The sequence below is a fragment of the Methylobacterium fujisawaense genome (assembly GCF_039619325.1).
GTDB lineage: Bacteria > Pseudomonadota > Alphaproteobacteria > Rhizobiales > Beijerinckiaceae > Methylobacterium > Methylobacterium fujisawaense.
Genome location: NZ_CP155000.1, coordinates 20,059 through 35,249, shown reverse-complemented (window position 1 = coordinate 35,249; position 15,191 = coordinate 20,059). Strand labels below are relative to the sequence as shown.

General features: G+C 64.4%; 25 protein-coding genes and 1 tRNA gene. All 26 read right to left on the bottom strand.

What is annotated here, in order from left to right:
* Positions 1 to 2: 2 nt before the first annotated feature.
* Positions 3 to 365, bottom strand: coding sequence for a hypothetical protein (locus ABC766_RS00315; protein WP_345820494.1), 363 nt, complete (start codon positions 363 to 365; stop codon positions 3 to 5).
* Positions 366 to 378: 13 nt separating this feature from the next.
* Complete coding sequence (locus tag ABC766_RS00310; RefSeq protein ID WP_345820492.1) at positions 379 to 1,326, bottom strand: DUF2184 domain-containing protein; 948 nt, start codon at positions 1,324 to 1,326, stop codon at positions 379 to 381.
* Between the two features lie 23 nt (positions 1,327 to 1,349).
* Complete coding sequence (locus tag ABC766_RS00305) at positions 1,350 to 1,826, bottom strand: structural cement protein Gp24 (protein WP_345820491.1); 477 nt, start codon at positions 1,824 to 1,826, stop codon at positions 1,350 to 1,352.
* Entirely contained in the window at positions 1,826 to 3,037 is a 1,212-nt protein-coding gene (locus ABC766_RS00300; protein WP_345820490.1) for a DUF2213 domain-containing protein, read from the bottom strand. Before ABC766_RS00300 ends, ABC766_RS00305 begins: the two co-directional genes overlap by 1 nt.
* Before the next feature lie 10 nt (positions 3,038 to 3,047).
* Positions 3,048 to 3,962 carry a hypothetical protein gene (locus tag ABC766_RS00295; protein WP_345820488.1) on the bottom strand — a complete coding sequence of 305 codons (915 nt, stop codon included), beginning with the start codon at positions 3,960 to 3,962 and terminating at the stop codon, positions 3,048 to 3,050.
* Entirely contained in the window at positions 3,946 to 5,388 is a 1,443-nt protein-coding gene (locus tag ABC766_RS00290; RefSeq protein ID WP_345820486.1) for a DUF1073 domain-containing protein, read from the bottom strand. Before ABC766_RS00290 ends, ABC766_RS00295 begins: the two co-directional genes overlap by 17 nt.
* A 10-nt stretch (positions 5,389 to 5,398) precedes the next feature.
* A complete protein-coding gene (locus ABC766_RS00285) occupies positions 5,399 to 6,847 on the bottom strand; it encodes a hypothetical protein (protein WP_345820484.1) in 1,449 nt (482 codons plus the stop codon).
* A 181-nt stretch (positions 6,848 to 7,028) separates the two neighbouring features.
* On the bottom strand, positions 7,029 to 7,478 hold the full coding sequence (locus ABC766_RS00280) for a hypothetical protein (RefSeq protein WP_345820483.1): 450 nt from the start codon (positions 7,476 to 7,478) through the stop codon (positions 7,029 to 7,031).
* Positions 7,479 to 7,525: 47 nt separating this feature from the next.
* Positions 7,526 to 7,798, bottom strand: coding sequence for a hypothetical protein (locus ABC766_RS00275; RefSeq protein WP_345820482.1), 273 nt, complete (start codon positions 7,796 to 7,798; stop codon positions 7,526 to 7,528).
* Positions 7,799 to 7,814: 16 nt separating this feature from the next.
* Positions 7,815 to 8,048 carry a hypothetical protein gene (locus tag ABC766_RS00270; protein ID WP_345820481.1) on the bottom strand — a complete coding sequence of 78 codons (234 nt, stop codon included), beginning with the start codon at positions 8,046 to 8,048 and terminating at the stop codon, positions 7,815 to 7,817.
* Positions 8,049 to 8,148: 100 nt separating this feature from the next.
* The gene (locus ABC766_RS00265; RefSeq protein WP_345820479.1) at positions 8,149 to 8,361 is read right to left on the bottom strand and encodes a hypothetical protein; all 213 of its coding nucleotides are present in this window, start codon (positions 8,359 to 8,361) and stop codon (positions 8,149 to 8,151) included.
* The gene (locus ABC766_RS00260; protein WP_345820478.1) at positions 8,361 to 8,636 is read right to left on the bottom strand and encodes a hypothetical protein; all 276 of its coding nucleotides are present in this window, start codon (positions 8,634 to 8,636) and stop codon (positions 8,361 to 8,363) included. The genes ABC766_RS00265 and ABC766_RS00260 overlap by 1 nt, the downstream gene beginning before the upstream one ends.
* Positions 8,623 to 8,781 carry a hypothetical protein gene (locus ABC766_RS00255; RefSeq protein ID WP_345820477.1) on the bottom strand — a complete coding sequence of 53 codons (159 nt, stop codon included), beginning with the start codon at positions 8,779 to 8,781 and terminating at the stop codon, positions 8,623 to 8,625. Before ABC766_RS00255 ends, ABC766_RS00260 begins: the two co-directional genes overlap by 14 nt.
* Positions 8,782 to 9,016: 235 nt before the next feature.
* Positions 9,017 to 9,238: a hypothetical protein gene (locus ABC766_RS00250; RefSeq protein ID WP_345820476.1), complete on the bottom strand. Its 222-nt coding sequence runs from the start codon at positions 9,236 to 9,238 to the stop codon at positions 9,017 to 9,019.
* Positions 9,239 to 9,336: 98 nt separating this feature from the next.
* A tRNA-Ser gene (locus tag ABC766_RS00245) sits at positions 9,337 to 9,409 on the bottom strand.
* Positions 9,410 to 9,546: 137 nt separating this feature from the next.
* On the bottom strand, positions 9,547 to 10,137 hold the full coding sequence (nusG, locus tag ABC766_RS00240) for a transcription termination/antitermination protein NusG (protein ID WP_345820475.1): 591 nt from the start codon (positions 10,135 to 10,137) through the stop codon (positions 9,547 to 9,549).
* On the bottom strand, positions 10,134 to 10,352 hold the full coding sequence (locus tag ABC766_RS00235; RefSeq protein WP_345820473.1) for a hypothetical protein: 219 nt from the start codon (positions 10,350 to 10,352) through the stop codon (positions 10,134 to 10,136). The genes nusG and ABC766_RS00235 overlap by 4 nt, the downstream gene beginning before the upstream one ends.
* The gene (locus ABC766_RS00230; protein ID WP_345820471.1) at positions 10,349 to 10,741 is read right to left on the bottom strand and encodes a DUF7448 domain-containing protein; all 393 of its coding nucleotides are present in this window, start codon (positions 10,739 to 10,741) and stop codon (positions 10,349 to 10,351) included. Before ABC766_RS00230 ends, ABC766_RS00235 begins: the two co-directional genes overlap by 4 nt.
* A 185-nt stretch (positions 10,742 to 10,926) precedes the next feature.
* The gene (locus tag ABC766_RS00225) at positions 10,927 to 11,283 is read right to left on the bottom strand and encodes a hypothetical protein (protein ID WP_345820470.1); all 357 of its coding nucleotides are present in this window, start codon (positions 11,281 to 11,283) and stop codon (positions 10,927 to 10,929) included.
* A gap of 16 nt (positions 11,284 to 11,299) precedes the next feature.
* Positions 11,300 to 12,310, bottom strand: coding sequence for a hypothetical protein (locus ABC766_RS00220; RefSeq protein WP_345820468.1), 1,011 nt, complete (start codon positions 12,308 to 12,310; stop codon positions 11,300 to 11,302).
* On the bottom strand, positions 12,307 to 12,819 hold the full coding sequence (locus tag ABC766_RS00215; protein WP_345820465.1) for a DUF1376 domain-containing protein: 513 nt from the start codon (positions 12,817 to 12,819) through the stop codon (positions 12,307 to 12,309). Before ABC766_RS00215 ends, ABC766_RS00220 begins: the two co-directional genes overlap by 4 nt.
* 6 nt (positions 12,820 to 12,825) lie before the next feature.
* Positions 12,826 to 13,101, bottom strand: coding sequence for a hypothetical protein (locus ABC766_RS00210; RefSeq protein ID WP_345820464.1), 276 nt, complete (start codon positions 13,099 to 13,101; stop codon positions 12,826 to 12,828).
* Positions 13,098 to 13,364 carry a hypothetical protein gene (locus ABC766_RS00205; protein WP_345820463.1) on the bottom strand — a complete coding sequence of 89 codons (267 nt, stop codon included), beginning with the start codon at positions 13,362 to 13,364 and terminating at the stop codon, positions 13,098 to 13,100. Before ABC766_RS00205 ends, ABC766_RS00210 begins: the two co-directional genes overlap by 4 nt.
* Entirely contained in the window at positions 13,361 to 13,669 is a 309-nt protein-coding gene (locus tag ABC766_RS00200; protein WP_345820461.1) for a hypothetical protein, read from the bottom strand. Before ABC766_RS00200 ends, ABC766_RS00205 begins: the two co-directional genes overlap by 4 nt.
* The gene (locus tag ABC766_RS00195) at positions 13,666 to 14,136 is read right to left on the bottom strand and encodes a hypothetical protein (protein WP_345820459.1); all 471 of its coding nucleotides are present in this window, start codon (positions 14,134 to 14,136) and stop codon (positions 13,666 to 13,668) included. The genes ABC766_RS00200 and ABC766_RS00195 overlap by 4 nt, the downstream gene beginning before the upstream one ends.
* Complete coding sequence (locus ABC766_RS00190; RefSeq protein ID WP_345820457.1) at positions 14,136 to 15,182, bottom strand: BRO-N domain-containing protein; 1,047 nt, start codon at positions 15,180 to 15,182, stop codon at positions 14,136 to 14,138. The genes ABC766_RS00195 and ABC766_RS00190 overlap by 1 nt, the downstream gene beginning before the upstream one ends.
* Between the last annotated feature and the right edge of the window lie 9 nt (positions 15,183 to 15,191).

Sequence of the window (15,191 nt, the reverse complement as noted above, 5' to 3'; positions counted from 1 at the left end):
GCTTAGGCGCGAGCCGCCGCCACCTCACGAGCGCGCTTCATCAGCGTCTCGCGGTTTGGGTTGCCCTGCACGGAGGCCCCATACTCCTTGAGGTAGGCCTTCAGCTCATCCTCCGACATGGCGTCGAGGTTGGCGCCCTTCGGCTCAACCCGCTCCTCGTCTTGGGCGGACTTCTCGCCATCCTTGCCGAACGCGATCTCGCCGGCCGCGAGCATGGCCTTGACGACCGGGTGCTCATGATCCTGCAGGTTGATCTCAGCGGTCTCGCCGGGCATGATCGTGATCTGATTGGCCGTGGCCTTGCCCTTCTCGCCCACATTGAACAGGCGCGGGCCGCGGGCGAGATTGGTGATCGTCTTTTTCATCGCCAATCTCCCCTTAGATGCCGTCGACGTAGCGGAAGGCAGCCGGACGCTTGATGTCCACGCCACCGAAGCGGAAGGCGCCCGGAACCTTCCAGAGCATCGGACCATCGCGCCAGATGCCGCCGACGAACTGGAACGGCATCGGCATGTGCATCTTCACGACGGTCGGGTCGCGCCAGTAGGTGACCATGCGCGAGGTGCCGCCGGAGCCGGCAGTATCGAGGCCCCAGACCGGGATGATGGTCAGCGGACGGCCGGTGCGCTGCGTGTAGACGTTGTTGGTCGTCAGCCACGCGAGGATGGTCTTGTCGCTGTTCTGGTTGAGCTGGGTCGAGGCGGCGTAGCCGAACGCATCCAGCGGCAGAAGCAGCGTATCGGCCAGTTCGACCGCGTTGGTGCTCTTGAAGGTGCCCGTGAGCGCGGTGTTCACGTCCTTCAGGATCTCGCCGGGGGTCTTGCCGCCCGACCATGTGGTGCCGCCGCTGGCGCCGGCCGCCGCCGTGCCCGTGGTAACGGTCGGGTTGTTGGCGATGCCGAGGAACCCCTGCGCGGAGTCGCCGAAGATGGCGGCCTTGTCCACGAACTGCTCAGCGGCGAGGCGCGCATAGTACGCCTTGTCGGTGGTCAGATCGCGGCCGAGCATGATGGCCTGGTTCAGCTCCTCTAGGTCGTACTCGTAGCCGATAGCGGCCATCTTGACCGGGGTCTCGTACTTGGCACGGAGCAGTTCCGCGAGCGGCACGTCCTGGGCGCGGCCGTTAAACCAATTGGCCTTGCCCGCACCGTCGAGCGAGAAGTACGTGACGGACGGGATCCACGGCGGGGCCGAGGTGTCGACAGGCACGATCTCCGGATAGCGGATGTTCGGGTACTGAACCCGATAGACCTGAGGCTCGATGTAGGTGAGCTGCGACACCAGGAAGCTTTCCGCCGCCTGCGCCGCATCCTGGGCGAAGTACATGTGAATTATCTCCTGGACAGGCGTCAGCGGAGGACGAGAATGGCGAGGCCGGCGCCCGACGTGGTCGTCTCGAACTTGCCGTTCATGGCAGTGTTGCTCGTCGACACGTTGGTGATATTGCCGGAGGCGTCGTAGTAGGCGTCATCGCCGTTCGTGACGGCGACGGCGACGTTGACCCACACCGGGCCGCGGGTGCAGATCGCCGCGGTGTCGGCGCCCGTGACGCTGGACGCACCTGCTGGGGCGTAGGCGTTCAGGGTCGGGTTCGTCGGGCGAACCGAAGCCGAAAACACGGCGATGCCGAGGAAACCCTTGGCATTCGCGAGGCCGAACGGACCGCAGCCGTGATCGGTCGCGCCGCGCAGAGTGACGGCGCCGAACGGCAGCGAGACGTTGCCCTCAACCTCGCGAGAGATTACGGTGTTGGGGCGCATGTCCGCGACCATGCCGGCGAAGGCCGGCGTGAGGTACGGACCATAGGAGGTCTGGAGCGCGGGCATCAGGCGTTCCCCTTCGCGTCGGAGTGCTTCCAAGCGCTGGACATGCGGTCCAGCATCTCGCGGTGAGCGGAGGCGGCGTCAGTGACCGGCACGTTTCGGGCATCGCTGAGCACACGGCGCACCGGATCCACGGCGACCTTGCCTGCCGAGACGACGGCGAACGCGCCCTCAATGGCAGCGTCGGTCATGTCCTTGGCGGCGTCGCCGAGAGCATGCGAGACCACGGCCTTGCGGATCTCGGCATCGGGCTTGCCCGCAGCGACGAACGCATCGCCGAGGATCGCCTTCGCCTTACCGATCAGCTCGGCGCGACCAGCGGCCAGCACGTCGAGCTTGGCGGCATCGGGGATCATGGCCTTGGTCGCGGCAATCTCGCCGTCCTTGGCCTCAATGGCGGACTGATGCTGCGCCTTCAGAGCAGCGATCTCGCCATCCTTCGCTTGGATGGCGTTGGCATGAGCGGTATGAGCGTCAGCCAGCGCGGCCTGAGCCGTCTGGGTGTCCGTGAGGGCCTTGGCGTGAGAGTCCTGCAGCTTGGACACCACCTCGCGGGCCGTGTCCGACAGGTCGATGGTCACACCATCAATCGTCAGCTTGTGCATGGAGGGTGGGTCCCTGTCTGCGGTGGTGAGCGCCCGCATGGTTTTCACAGCATCGGCGGGGTGCTCATCCCCGATGCGGCAGTCAGGGCCGGCTCGCCCGCGATCGACGATCGCGACGTGGTCGACGATGATTTTGATTTGGCGAGCGTCGTAGGCCTGCCCGCTCGGCGAGACGCCAGGGGTCCAGTCCAGATCGCACTGGTAGCCGACGCTCAGCTCGCGATGGCCGCCCTTCACGGCGTCGATCGCCGCTTGGTCCGACACCATCATGGGAATGCGGACGAACTCGCCGTCTCGTAGGACTTCCTCGCCGGTATGGCCCCGGGCCACATCCTTCCACGTCCGGCTGGTGACCGGCGCGGGCGGATGGTTCAGGGTCACCGGCTTGTGGCCGAAGGTCTTGAGGCTGTCCTTGTGGAAGATCTCGTCAGCATCGCGATAGACGCGCACGACCGGCATATCGGGGCGATCGACCTCGACGCCGAGGTAATCCTGCACGTTGCCGCCGCGGGCTGCTCGGGCGTTGACGACGAGCGAGCCGTTGCGGGTCTCGCGCGTGCCCGTGATCTCGACCGCTTGGCCGAGGTTGATCGTGTCAAAGAACTGCATGGCGCTTCGCCTAGAGGCTGAGGCCGAACTCGCCGGCTACGGCGCGCAGGCCAGCCAGGCGCGCGCGATTGGGATCGGGCATCGGTTTCGCAGGAGCCATCGTGACCACTGGCCGAGCCACACAGCGACAGCCGTGCGCTTCGCCAGGGTGCCCGTCCTCGGGCGGCGTTGACCACGAGAATATGCGGCCTTGCCGAGCCCAATGTGACGGCCGGGCCTTTGGGTAGAGCCCACCAGGGCGTCCGCGGACCCGCTCGTCCTGGCGGGTCCACCACTCATACTGCGTGATCCCCGCCTGGGTCTGCCGGAACTGGTTCAGCACCGCGTTGAAGGTCTCGGTCTCGCGCTTGGCGGTGGCTTCAGCAGCCCTGCGAGCCTTGGCGACCGCCTCCACCATCACGGCAGCCTTGGCCTTGGTGGAAGCGCCCTTTGTAATGAGGTCAATTAGACCGGCTTCGATACGGTTGGCGACGTCGCTGGCGAGACCGCTGATGTGCGTCGTCAGCTTCTGCGTCACGAGGCCGAGAACGGTCTGCAGATCGCCGGCATGAACGAGCGGCGAGATGTCCACGCCGAGAGCCGACTTGACCGCCTGAACCCAACGTAGATCGAACCGAGAGGCAACCTTGTTGACCCAGCCTTGGATCGCCAGTGTCGCCCGTCCCAACCGAGACTGCTGCGAGGCCCGAAAGTCCCGTATGCCGCCGTCGAGGCCGATGTCGTCCTGCGTGATGCCCACCTGCGCCGCATTAGCGAGGCGAAGAAGGCGTTCGCGCTCATCTGCGCCGCCATCCACCACGGAAACGATGATGCGCCTCAGCGCCTCTCTGTCCGACTTACGCGAGGCTATCGGGCTGAGCGCCGTGCGGGCGCGCTTGTGGCCGCCCCGCTTCGCCAGCGCCGCGAGGCTATACGTCCCGCGCATCTGCTGGTGCCCGCGTCGCAGGGCCAGTACCCTGCGGCCCGCCTAGCTGCCTCTGCCCCGCTTCGGCCAGAAGCGCCGCCACACTACGCATTGCGGGCGGCTCTGTCGGCTCATCGCCACCGTCCGGATCTATCTCGCCGGCTTCGACCTTGGCGTCATAGTCGGCATAGGCCGCTTCGATGCCAGGGAACTCGCCGCTCTCGATCAAGGCGTTTCGAACACCCTGCTCCAACACCTCATCGGGGACGAGGCCCGTGCCGGCGTAAATCTGGGTCGTCTGAGCACGCTTCAGGCGAATATCGGCCTTCTGGGCATCGCTCATCTGCCAGAGCGGGTTCCAGTTGTAGTGCACCTCCGGCGGCCGCTGGCCTAGCGCCGAGCGGATGATCATCTCGTCGCCGCGCTCAAGCTCAGGCGACAGGTCCGTATGCTGCTCGGCGGCGAGGCGGTCGTAATAGTTGGTTGTGTCGCTGTCGCCGGTAGACTGCATGCCGGAGGGCGAGTCGTTCAGCAGACGGGTGACCGGGATATCGGCGGCACCGGCTGCGACCTTGAGATAGAGTTGCAGGATCGGCGGGAAGCCCGCGAAATCAATCTGCCGGGTCTCCCACTTCTCGGCCGAGGCCTCATCGCCGCCTTGGAGCAGCAGCACGTTGTGCGCGCTCTTGAGCAGGGCGGCGTTGGCGAACCGGCTTGTGAGCCTGTCCGTGCCTTCCTGCGTGGCGAGAATGCTCGTCAGACCCGGGACGGAGATGATGTCTGTCTTGGCCTCGTTGAACAGCGTGGCCACCTGCGCGAGCGAGACACCTGCCTGTTTCAGCGCATCGTCGATCACCTGAAGCTCGCTATCGCCCCAGCGCTCGGCGCCGGCCGCGAACCGCGGGATCGGCCGCCCGACGAACCGGATGATGCGTGATGGGTGGATCGTGATGCCGGCCCGGTCGCCTGCGCCGAGGCTGTAGAAGCTTGGCTCGCCGAAGTAGGGCGAAAGCGGATCAAGGATCAGATCCTGCGCCGCCAATTCCCAACGGGTCATAACGTGCAGGTAGGTGATGCCGTCTCGGCCGACCCGCTCGGGGATCAGTTCCTGCGAGAGGTCGATGTCGTTCGTGCCGATGTAGATGCCGGCGCCGCCATAGAGACGAGCCCACTGCTTCGCGAGCTTGACTTTCGACTGCAGCTTGAGGCGCTTCTCAGTGGCCTCGATCAGCTCAATCTGGTCTTCCTCAGCCTGCCATGACCGCCAAGCGCGGGTCATGTCCGCAGCCGGGATGTCGATGACCTTGCGCGGAAGCCAAGATGAGCGGTAGGCCGCTGTCAGTTCACCCGGCCCGATCGGGTTGAAGCGGAACCGGGCGGCGGTGCCCTTGTCCTTCCCTGTTCCCAACCCCGTGATGAGGTTGGTGAGGCGGTCCATCATCCACATGCGATGATGCTCAGGCGAGCGCTGAGAGGTCGTAGCCCGAGGCCGACTTCGCGGGCCAGTAGGCCATCACGATCGCATCCGCGAGGTTCGGAGAGCGCGTGCCCCCCGGCATCTTGTCGACGATGAGCCGCATGCGACCGTCTTTCCGGGCTGTCGGCTGGCTCAGTTCCTTCTCGATTTGCCGGATGAGCGGCAGATCGGAGGGCAAGCTGATCAGGTCCGCGGCATTCCACGTGAACCCCGGCTCATTGCGGGCACGCCACGTGCGCTCAAAGCGCCGACGTAGCTGCCACCATGCTTGAGCCTTGAGGTTCCCGTAGAAGTCCTTGTTGAGCGGGGCCTTAGGCTGCCCGGGTGGAGAAGGCTCAATCGGTTCGTCGGGCTTCAGCGGCGCCGCTGCGGCATTCCAGGGCTGTAGCTTCAGGCCCGCCGGCAGCAAATTCTCATCCGCAAGCCGGTTCGTCTCGCCCTTCACGCCCGAGCCGACGCCGATGCTATCGTACTGCAGATCAATCAGCCCAACGCAGCTACATCCGTCGATCGCCCGGCGAGCCGTGGTGCTGGTGTCGCGCTCGCCCCATTCCTGGACCGACTTGAGGATGACGCCCTTGCGCTTCGCCAGCGCGTTCCGGTCGCCACCACTGTCCGCCACGTCCAAACCGGCGACCCAGCCTCCGGCATCGTCGAAGCCGAGCGCCGTATGCGCGTCGATAGCTGCTCTCACCCAATCTGCTGGGATGATGACGCCTTCAACCGACGCCGAGTAGTTTCGGTCCACCTCTTGGGCGAAGACGTGCAAGAGGCCATCCGCCTCCGCCTTCCGTCGCCGCGCATCGTACCATTCTTGCGACTTGGCCGGGTGGTCCCGCCAGTCCATCACGAAGACGTTCGTGGCGCCCTTGGCGATTTCGCCGCCGGTCCACTCGACGCCGGCCTCACGCCTCCGATGGAAGACGTTGCCGAGTCCGTTGACCGACGAGATGTCCACCTGAACGCGGGTATTGTCCGCGAGCGCGGCCTCGATCTTCTCGGGCCGCTCGTAGTGGGCGCTTTCGTCCTTGAAGTAGATGAGCTTTCGGCCGCCGCGGCCGATGTTGTCGCCGGCCTCGCCCGTGATGCTGGCCCCGTTCTCAGGGTTCACCAGCCTCATGTAGGTCATGTGGTCGTCGGGCTTGAAGCCGACCGGCCAGAACTCCCGAGGCAGCCCCCGAACGATGATCCGCATCTTCTCAAAGATGCTGTCGGGATCGCCGATCCGATCGACCAACTGCTCCTTGCGGGAGCCCCACCCGATCGCAGCGCCAGGCCAGAACAGCCACAGCCACACGGAGAAGGCGCAGCACAACCACGTCAGACCAACATCGCGGGCCTTCTCAACTAGACCGCTCTCTTCGGCCTCTATCAGCCCCCGCAAAAACCTGACGCACTCGGCCTGTCTAGGGAACAGGATGAACGGCATCCGCGCTGGCAGGTCCGTCCCCGAGACGCGCGGGTCGTAAGTCGTACACCAGTGGTTGATGAACTCGACCGGCCGGGTGCGGTAGAACTCCTTAGCGCCAGCGGCCATCTCAGGCTTGGACCGGAGCTTCTGAACTTGCCCCTGACGCCAAGCAAAGGCCTCAACGTAGTTCGGAGGCCAATTACTCGCCGCTGTCGTTGAGGGTGGCGGCATAGGCTTCCGCCGCTTCCTTCGGTGTCATGGCCGTGGTGATCGTCTTGATCGGTGCACCGTTTGGCCCAGAATGCTCGTGAGCCACGCGCTCGCGATAATCGTCCGGCGCTGTGTTCTTTAGGTTGAAGATGATCATCGTCGCAGTACCGGGACCGCCTCCTGTCTCAGCAACCCGGCGACCTTTTTGCTCCCACCATAACGACGCTGCGGCCTTCGCGCTTTTTACGGCTGCGGAAAATTCTGGATGCACCGTCGCCCATTCGCTGATCGTATCCCGGGCAACGCGGATGGATCCAGCGAAGGCCGTGATCGAATACCCTTCGGAGCAGAAGTCGACGATCTGCTCACAATAGGCAGGATCGTACTTGCTGGGGCGCCCTCGCTTCTCGGTGCTTTCGGGCGTCGGGTTGTCCGACATGGGCGAACTTTCAGGCCACTACGGCGCGCAGTGCGCCGCCTAATTCGTCAGGCAGCCCTGCTGCCCTTATCGCTGGCCGAGCCAGTCGAAGCCTTCGCGGACTTGTCATCCACCGGGGCATCGTCCGTCAGGCCGTGGGCCACCTCGCCCATAGCCGCGTTCTTGTCGGCGATGCGGGACAGGGCGCCCTCAAGCGTGCCGAGAACAGCCATAGCCGGGGTCGGGATGCCGGAAGCGCGGAGCTTCGACACCTGAGCGTAGGCGTCGCCGACAGCGGCAGCCATGGCGGTGGAGTGCTCGACGAGCTTGGTGTGAGGCATGGCGAGTCCTGTCGGCTTAGAGTTCAGCAATGCGCTGGGCGAGGAAGCCGTCAGCACGGGCGAGGGTGTTGAGGCGGATGATGGCGGCGCCGACGCTGTGTCGGACGGCGATGGGATCAGCCTGGGCGATGCGGGCCATATGCCGGCGATCGGTCAGGGCTGTGGGCTGTGTGGCTCGGCGAGGGCCAGTGGCAGCAGCACGGGCGATGCTGGCATGGCTGAGGGAGAGGAGCTTGTCGGTCGGGTGCATCAGCGCGCTCCCGTCATCAGGTCGAAGCCGGCGCAGATCCAGCCAAGGGCGAAATGGCTCGGCAGAAACAGCCAGGTCAGGAAGGCGTCAGAGTTCGGCATCACGCCGAGGCCGCCTCGTGAGCGAACCGAATGCGCTCTACTGGCTGTCCAGATTTCTCGGCGAGCAGTGCCTCGACATCAACGCCTTGAGCGCGCAGCCGGTCGACTAAGGCGCTCAGCTCGCGAAGCTTGGCAATCGTGGCGTCCAGTGCGGCTGTGTCGGCCTTGAAGCCGAGGCTGACCATGAAGCTTTCGATGACGCGGTCGTTCATCAAGACACCGCCGCCAGAAAGGGCTTGCCGGGGTTGCGCGACCGCCAAATACGCTCGGCCCGGCGAAGGATCTCGTCCTCTTCGCGCTCAAGACGATCATACTCAGCGCGGCTGACGACCGAAGCGGCGGCCATGATTTTGGCGGCCAGATCCTGCGCCTCCTGAACAGTCAGGTCGGCGGCTAAGGGAAACTCGCGATCCGGCTCGCAGATGCAAACCTGGATCTTCTCGCCGTTCTGCTCGACCGAGAGGATGCGGGGATCAGCGACCTTCATGAGAATTCTCACTGTTCTCATCCATCAACCGGCGGCGAAACCCGGCTAGCTCGATCTCACTGTCCGCTACCTCGTCCCAGTCCTCGGGGAGGAGATCGTCGGGATCACGGTCTAGGTGGATGTCGGTAAGATCGTCTTCGTTCACGCGCGGCGCTCAGATGGACCGCCAGTCGGCGGCTTAGGGCGCGGAGGCTTCTCCTGAAACTCACACCGCACGCTGTCGCGGCCATCGCGGCTGTACTCGGCCGGCACGAACACGCAGATGGGCCGATCTAAGCCCAGCCAGCGGAGCGGGTTGTACGGCGATCGACGGCGTGCCGGGTGGCGGCAGCCGTGATGCCGGTCGAGGTGGATGCAACTGGCGGGGATCCAATGCCCCATCAGGCGGCTCCGCTCGTGATGGCGTCCATCGCAGCCTTCAGCCCGGCATAGCCACGAAGGTGCGCGCTGATTGTGCGCTCCAATCGACTACGGGCCTCGCTGGCGGCTTTTTCGGCCTCGGCTGATGCCTGAGTGCCAATTCCAAGCGCGCCCTCTCTACGGGCCGCAGAATGGAAATTCTTGATTGCCGCCGTAATGTCGGCCGGAAGGGTCTCGGGCATGAGAGGCTACCGGCTGAAAGGGGCTCAGGGTGCAGGGGGCACTACGCCTGCGCTTGTCCCCGCTGAAGCTCACGCAATCAGCGACCTGAGCGTTCCGGCGCTGACCGGAAGGACTCGAACCATCGACCGCCCGGATCAACCGGGTGCTCTACCCTGGGAGCTACAATCAGCGCCGAACTTCGGAGACGACTTTCCAATGCGCCCTCATACGAGGGCCGGGCCGGCAGGCGCACCCGTCACGAGCGCAGCTCACATCCAGTCGTCCGTACACGTTCATATGCACAGCTACGAACGCAAGTCAAGGTTTCTCAGGCCGTCCCAAGCCATTCTGGCTCAAATTCTACAGGTGTCATCCGGCCGAAGATATCGACATCGGCTCGAATGGTCCCGCATTCAAGGATAGCCGTCACTTCCGCCATGAAGCTGGCGAACGGTCCTTTGGTCGCGCGGTAGAAGGCGCCAAGCTCGATCTTGGATGCCGCCTCACGACGCCGCCCGCGATCGGTCTCGTCCTTGTCCTGACCTGACAAACGGTCTGCGAGGTGCTGTAGAAGGCTCGCCGGGAAATGCGTCGGCCCTTCGTTGCCTAGCGCGCCGATCAGAAACTCTCGGTTATATATGGGCCCATAGGCGACCTCGCCGTTCCGATCCTTGCCGAGGCCGACGAACAGGTACGAGGCGAAGAACCGGCGCACGATCTCGGTCTTTTTCCCGCGCCGGGTGATGGTCACCCGGTACTCGGGCGTCCATACGTCGCCGACGCCCTGGTCCTCCAACCGCTCGGCAGCTTTGCCGTCCCGCATCGGCTTGCACTGGACGACCACCCAGGTCAGATCCGGGTCAATGTGCTTCGCTTCGTCGGTAGTGAAGCGCGTTGAGTTACCGCGTCGCTTGCTCATCGCTTTCCGCCCTTCGCACTGTCTTCCCAGCCGGGCAGGTAGCCGGCACGATGGTCGATGAAGCCAACGGCGTGGATGTCGGTGGCTTGAGTGATCCGAGGTATCGGAGGCTCATTGAGGCGCGGGCAGACGAAGCCGATGTAGCGGCCCTTCTGCATGGAGTAGTCGCGCTTCTCGGGCTTACGGATCGGACGGCCAGAGGGGTGCTTCTTCACGCGGCATCCCTCAATCGGATTAGATCAACGCCCTCGGAATAGTAGCCGTTGGACGAGCCGTACCATTTGATGGTCACGCAGCCCTTGACTGTGGCGAGTTCGTAGAAGGTCCAAGTGTAGGACTCGTCGTAGTCCTCCTTGGCGCCGCAGTCGTTGTCCTTGCGCTCTTCAGCACGCACGATTGGGCTGCCGACAAGGTCGTCCAAGTCGCCAACGATGTCGTCTATCTCAACGGTTTCGCAGCAATCCTGCATGTGGACCATCTTGAAGGTCTGGCCGTCACTGGCGACGTACGAGATCTCCTCGTCACCGTCCCGCTTGATCTCGGTGAGCGTTAGGCCCTTCAGCGTCTCAAAGGGCACGATGTCGCTGTAGTTATAGTAGCTCACGCCACATCCTCCCGTGTCTGAGATTGAGCCTCGGCTCTGGCTTTGGCTTCTGAGAGATCGGATTGAGCGCGGAGACGGTCGGCGTGGGCCTGACTGCCTTCGACTGCCTTGGCGCCGGAAAAGCCGCCTTCGGCTCGCGCGTTGGTCTCAGCGACAAAGGCCAAATAGGCGGCCTGCACCTCGGCCTACTGCTCTGGGCTCGGCGTCTCATAGACCTCGGCATCAAGGATCAAGGCGATACGGGCTCGCTCGGCATAGATCGGCGCCAGTATCTCCCGGCACTCATGGGCGATCTCGGCGGGCGTGGGTGCGTAAACCCGGTTGCCGAGGCGCCCATCAAGGTAGCGGCGGCAGACGTCCTCAATCACCGGCTGCGGGTATGGTGCCAGCACCAAGGCGTAGCCGCTCAAGATCTCATCTACCGTCGTCTCGCCGATGGCAGGAGAGGCCATGAGACCCTTCACCAGCCCGACCGCTCGGCGGATCGACGCCTCACTGGCACGGCCCAGTCCGCTATCGATCTCGGCGACCCGCGCTTTCAATTCACGCCGTTCGTGCTCAGTGGGGGCGAGCCGGTCCGGGATAGCGCGGCGGCGGAAATCCGCGGTTTCCTCCAGGTGGTTCGAGAAGCGCCGGACGAGCGTGTCCGTTCGTGTATCCAGCCGCGTCAGCGACCGGTGCGGCGTCGAAGAGGAAAGGGCTGGCGTCATCTTCGCCTCTCATTTCGCGGTCTGCGTTGCGGGACTGGGTCAGGAAACTCTCTTGCGCGGAGGGGGCGCGACCGTTCAGCGGGGCGCGGTATGGAACCACCGGGGCGGGCTCATCAGCCCAACGGCCTTGGTTCAACCAAGTGGTCGGATGGCACCAGTCCCGGGTCGGCGGCTTCGTGGCGATGTAGGACTTGAGGCCGTCAACCAGTTCGGAGAACGTCACGCGGCCAGATTTGCGGACGCGATTAAAAGCTCGCTCGGCCGCATCCTTTCCAACCTTGTTCGGCTGGATCTGCCACCAGATCGCAAAGGCGCTCGGAGGGAAGTCAGACTGCGAGCGAGCCACGCGAGCGTCAGAAAGAGGCTTGTCCTCTTTCTGATCTGTATCTTCTTCTAAGTGGTTGAACGGTAGCTCAACGGCCGTTGCTTCGTTTCGTTGATTTTGTTGATGTTTTTGGTCCTCGTTTTGAGCGGAGCTTTTACCGAACGCTTCGTTCTTTTTCTCGTCCACCTGCTTCTGGCGGCGAGCCGCGCTTGCCCGGCCGGCTGCCGACTGATCCTGATGGCGCTCGCGCTGCCATCCGATCTCAGCGTGAGTGGAGGCGCTATCAAGCTTGCCGTCGGCCGTCAGGATCAGCTTGCCGGCCTCGAAAAGCCGCTCAAGGGCAGCGCCGGCCTTGCGCTCTGTCAGGCCAGTCCGTCGTCCCAGCGTGCGGGCTGTCTCGCCCACAGGCGCACCGGTCTCATAGATGCGCAGCAGCGCAGTGACGTAGACAATCCCCTCATCGGCATCGAGGCCAGCGAGTGCACCAAGCAGCGCGGACGGAAAGCAGCGGAACCAGGGGAGCCGGTCGCTCATCGCACCCACTCCGCAAGCATGTGATCGCGCTTCGACCGGTTACATGCGACGCAGGCGCAAGCGAGATTGCTCTCGATGTTCGGGCCGCCCCTAGCGAGCGGCACGACATGATCGACCTCAAAGGGGCCTGCTGCATCGCCACAGTAGGCACAAGCACCCACTGCCAGGATGCGCGCGCGAATGGACGGCGCAATTGCGGCACGCGGAACCGCGCCGAAGTGCTGGCGCGACGGCGACCAGAAGCCGTCAGACAGAGCCCAGAAGCTCATCACCGTCGGCTTAGCCGTGATCCAAGCCCGCGGGCCGAGCCGTGCCCAATCAGCCAGCTTGGCGTCTTCATCGGGCAGCCGACAGTTCGGAGACCGCCAAGCCTCGATGAGCAGCAGCAGATAGGCGCCGATCTCGCGGGCGCTGAAATGCGTCGTGTCGGCGATCAGCGCGTCTGTCGCGAGGTGCAGAGGCGGCAGTTCCCTCGCGCGATCAACAAGGAGGTCGGCGCCTTCACCCATAGCGGTCTACGCCTCCTTGTTGGATTTGAATTTGGCAAAGGGATCAGGTACTTGTTGCCAGTCTTTGGAATAAAAGTTCCACTGACCCTCAAACCATTTGACCGGTTTGCCCTTAAAGCTGACACCGCGAGCTAAGACTTCTTCCTCACCGACAGCCGTGATTAATATGACGACCTGAGCAGCGCCTTCGCCTCCAACTACGAAAGTGCCGGCCGACCAGCCGCGCTCTCGGCAGATGACGGGTGCCGGACGACGATCCTTGAACGTGCTGCCAACGCTCATGCGCGCTTCCCCTTCAGAACTTCGCTCACGCGGCCTTGATTGACTTGGCAGCGACGGGCGATCTCAACTTGGGTCAGCCGCGGGTTGGCGGCCTTGAGGGATCGGATCGCCTCGGCGAGGTCTTCCGACATGGGTTGCGAAACAGTCGGAGGCTTCGGGCCAGCCGGCCGGCGCCGAAGCTCGTCAGCCAGCCCCGCAAGCTCGGGCAGGCCCTGCTCAGCCGCGACCTCGCGGAGACGGTCGGCTATCTCGGGGATCCTCATGCGGCAGCTCCGAAGAGATCCGGTGCAGCGGTATCGTCGCTGGGCTTGGCGGGAGGAGACGGGCAGTCGCGTTCGCGGGCCGTCGCTTCCGCCGCGTCCATGCAGTCCGGCCCGGAACAGGAGAGGACGCCTTCCGAGCGAAGGGTCTCACCGAAGCCGTAGCAAGCGCGTTGACCGCACTCAGAGCACCAGCGCTCTAGACGGGAACGGGCTTGGTGCTCTTGGTGCCAGCCGGAGGCGGACAGGCGATCAGTGCGGAAGAACAGGCCGGCGGGACCGGGCTGCGTCGGATCGGCATCGCTCATGCCGCCCTCCCCGATGCGTCACGGATCAGCATGTCTTTCGTCGGGAGGCGCCAATCTCTGACGGCCTGACGGGCTTCCTCTACCGAGCGGACGACTTTGACCGCATGCCCGAGGTCTTGGAGGGCATCGTGGCACTTCTCTTGATCCTCGGACGGGACTTCCTTCCGCACGCCCTTAACGATCGGCGGCTTGACCTCCAGAAACCAAATGCTTGGCGGGAAGTCGGCGGGTCCGATGATGTCGAGATCAGGCCAGCCAGCGATGGCGCCCATGCGCTTCTCACGACGGCCCTGCTGCATGCTGCGGGGCTTGTTCGGCGTGTGCTTCACTCGCCAGCCGTGCGGCAGTGTCGTGCGCAGGTAATCGAGGATCGCGACATGAACCGGGCTTTCCCGATCCACCCGAGCGCGCTTCTTCGCTGCGTCGGCGCGGCGATGCTGAAGGGCAATGGCAGCAGAAGCGACCATCAGGGAGCCCCCACCAGCGACAGATGCCCTTGGTGCGCCGGCCGAGCCCGCTGAGCCTTCTTGCGGCGCTGGCGGTCGATCTGGTTGCGGATCTCCTCAGCGCCGAGAGACGCGCCGAACAACCACTCTGTCGCCTTCTCCCGCGGGAAGCGCCAAGGCATCGACGGATTGAGGTGCGCAGGCGTCTTGAAGCAGCCGTGGCCGGCGGTGAAGGTGAGGACGCGGCCGGTGACGAAAGCCGAAGTCCCACGGACGCGCTGGCCGGGCTTGATGCCTGCGAGGCTAATCAGATCGTCAGAGGTGACCGTGGAGGCGAGATCGACTGTCGGGGCGATCTTGCCCATCTCGAGCCGGCCGGCGGTCTCAAGTGCAAGATCTGCCGCGGCGCGCAGGTCCTGAACCTCGGCCTTCAAGGTCTGGATGTCCCGCATCAAGGCGGGGTCGGCAGCGTAGGCACCGTGCTTGCGGACAGACGGGAGGACGATCCCCGTGACCCACTTGCGGAAGCGGTGCGCAGGAGTGCCGGGAGTGGTGGCGCCGCGGGAACGAAGGATCAGAGTATAGAGACCGGACTCCGAGATCGCCCTCACCTTCTGCATGCCGCCGGGGGTGGGTATTGAACACCCCCCCCTTTCGTCATCGTCCAGCTTGTCCAGAGCCTGCTTCTGATCGCCGATCTCCAGAGCCGTACAGATGTCGCTGGCGACGAACCAAGGCGCGCCATCCACTTCCGCGATGCGCACGCTGCGACCCTCAAAGGCAAAGGCCAGCGCGTGGCTCGGAGTGAGATCGACTTCATCGAACGACATGGCGTGCTCTCCCGTCTGATCAGTCTCTTCCTGGGCTTGGCGGATGATCCGGCGGACCTGCGAGGCGCCGTTCAGAGCGGCGCGGCGGTCGCTCGGCGTCACAGGGCACGTCGTGCGGCAGCGGCGGCCATTGACCTCAAAGTCGATGCGGTAGTGCTTGCCGCCGTGGCCGACCGTGTAGGCGATGCCGGCCTCATCCAGCACGGCAGCGACAGCGTCCAAACATTCGTTCTTCACGGGTCGCCT

Excerpts from the sequence above, each read along its gene's own strand:
- ABC766_RS00315 (WP_345820494.1), bottom strand. The coding sequence starts at position 365 with ATGAAAAAGACGATCACCAATCTCGCCCGCGGCCCGCGCCTGTTCAAT.
- ABC766_RS00310 (WP_345820492.1), bottom strand. The coding sequence starts at position 1,326 with ATGTACTTCGCCCAGGATGCGGCGCAGGCGGCGGAAAGCTTCCTGGTG.
- ABC766_RS00305 (WP_345820491.1), bottom strand. The coding sequence starts at position 1,826 with ATGCCCGCGCTCCAGACCTCCTATGGTCCGTACCTCACGCCGGCCTTC.
- ABC766_RS00300 (WP_345820490.1), bottom strand. The coding sequence starts at position 3,037 with ATGCAGTTCTTTGACACGATCAACCTCGGCCAAGCGGTCGAGATCACG.
- ABC766_RS00295 (WP_345820488.1), bottom strand. The coding sequence starts at position 3,962 with ATGCGCGGGACGTATAGCCTCGCGGCGCTGGCGAAGCGGGGCGGCCAC.
- ABC766_RS00290 (WP_345820486.1), bottom strand. The coding sequence starts at position 5,388 with ATGTGGATGATGGACCGCCTCACCAACCTCATCACGGGGTTGGGAACA.
- ABC766_RS00285 (WP_345820484.1), bottom strand. The coding sequence starts at position 6,847 with ATGCCGTTCATCCTGTTCCCTAGACAGGCCGAGTGCGTCAGGTTTTTG.
- ABC766_RS00280 (WP_345820483.1), bottom strand. The coding sequence starts at position 7,478 with ATGTCGGACAACCCGACGCCCGAAAGCACCGAGAAGCGAGGGCGCCCC.
- ABC766_RS00275 (WP_345820482.1), bottom strand. The coding sequence starts at position 7,798 with ATGCCTCACACCAAGCTCGTCGAGCACTCCACCGCCATGGCTGCCGCT.
- ABC766_RS00270 (WP_345820481.1), bottom strand. The coding sequence starts at position 8,048 with ATGCACCCGACCGACAAGCTCCTCTCCCTCAGCCATGCCAGCATCGCC.
- ABC766_RS00265 (WP_345820479.1), bottom strand. The coding sequence starts at position 8,361 with ATGAACGACCGCGTCATCGAAAGCTTCATGGTCAGCCTCGGCTTCAAG.
- ABC766_RS00260 (WP_345820478.1), bottom strand. The coding sequence starts at position 8,636 with ATGAAGGTCGCTGATCCCCGCATCCTCTCGGTCGAGCAGAACGGCGAG.
- ABC766_RS00250 (WP_345820476.1), bottom strand. The coding sequence starts at position 9,238 with ATGCCCGAGACCCTTCCGGCCGACATTACGGCGGCAATCAAGAATTTC.
- nusG (WP_345820475.1), bottom strand. The coding sequence starts at position 10,137 with ATGAGCAAGCGACGCGGTAACTCAACGCGCTTCACTACCGACGAAGCG.
- ABC766_RS00220 (WP_345820468.1), bottom strand. The coding sequence starts at position 12,310 with ATGAGCGACCGGCTCCCCTGGTTCCGCTGCTTTCCGTCCGCGCTGCTT.
- ABC766_RS00215 (WP_345820465.1), bottom strand. The coding sequence starts at position 12,819 with ATGGGTGAAGGCGCCGACCTCCTTGTTGATCGCGCGAGGGAACTGCCG.
- ABC766_RS00210 (WP_345820464.1), bottom strand. The coding sequence starts at position 13,101 with ATGAGCGTTGGCAGCACGTTCAAGGATCGTCGTCCGGCACCCGTCATC.
- ABC766_RS00205 (WP_345820463.1), bottom strand. The coding sequence starts at position 13,364 with ATGAGGATCCCCGAGATAGCCGACCGTCTCCGCGAGGTCGCGGCTGAG.
- ABC766_RS00200 (WP_345820461.1), bottom strand. The coding sequence starts at position 13,669 with ATGAGCGATGCCGATCCGACGCAGCCCGGTCCCGCCGGCCTGTTCTTC.
- ABC766_RS00195 (WP_345820459.1), bottom strand. The coding sequence starts at position 14,136 with ATGGTCGCTTCTGCTGCCATTGCCCTTCAGCATCGCCGCGCCGACGCA.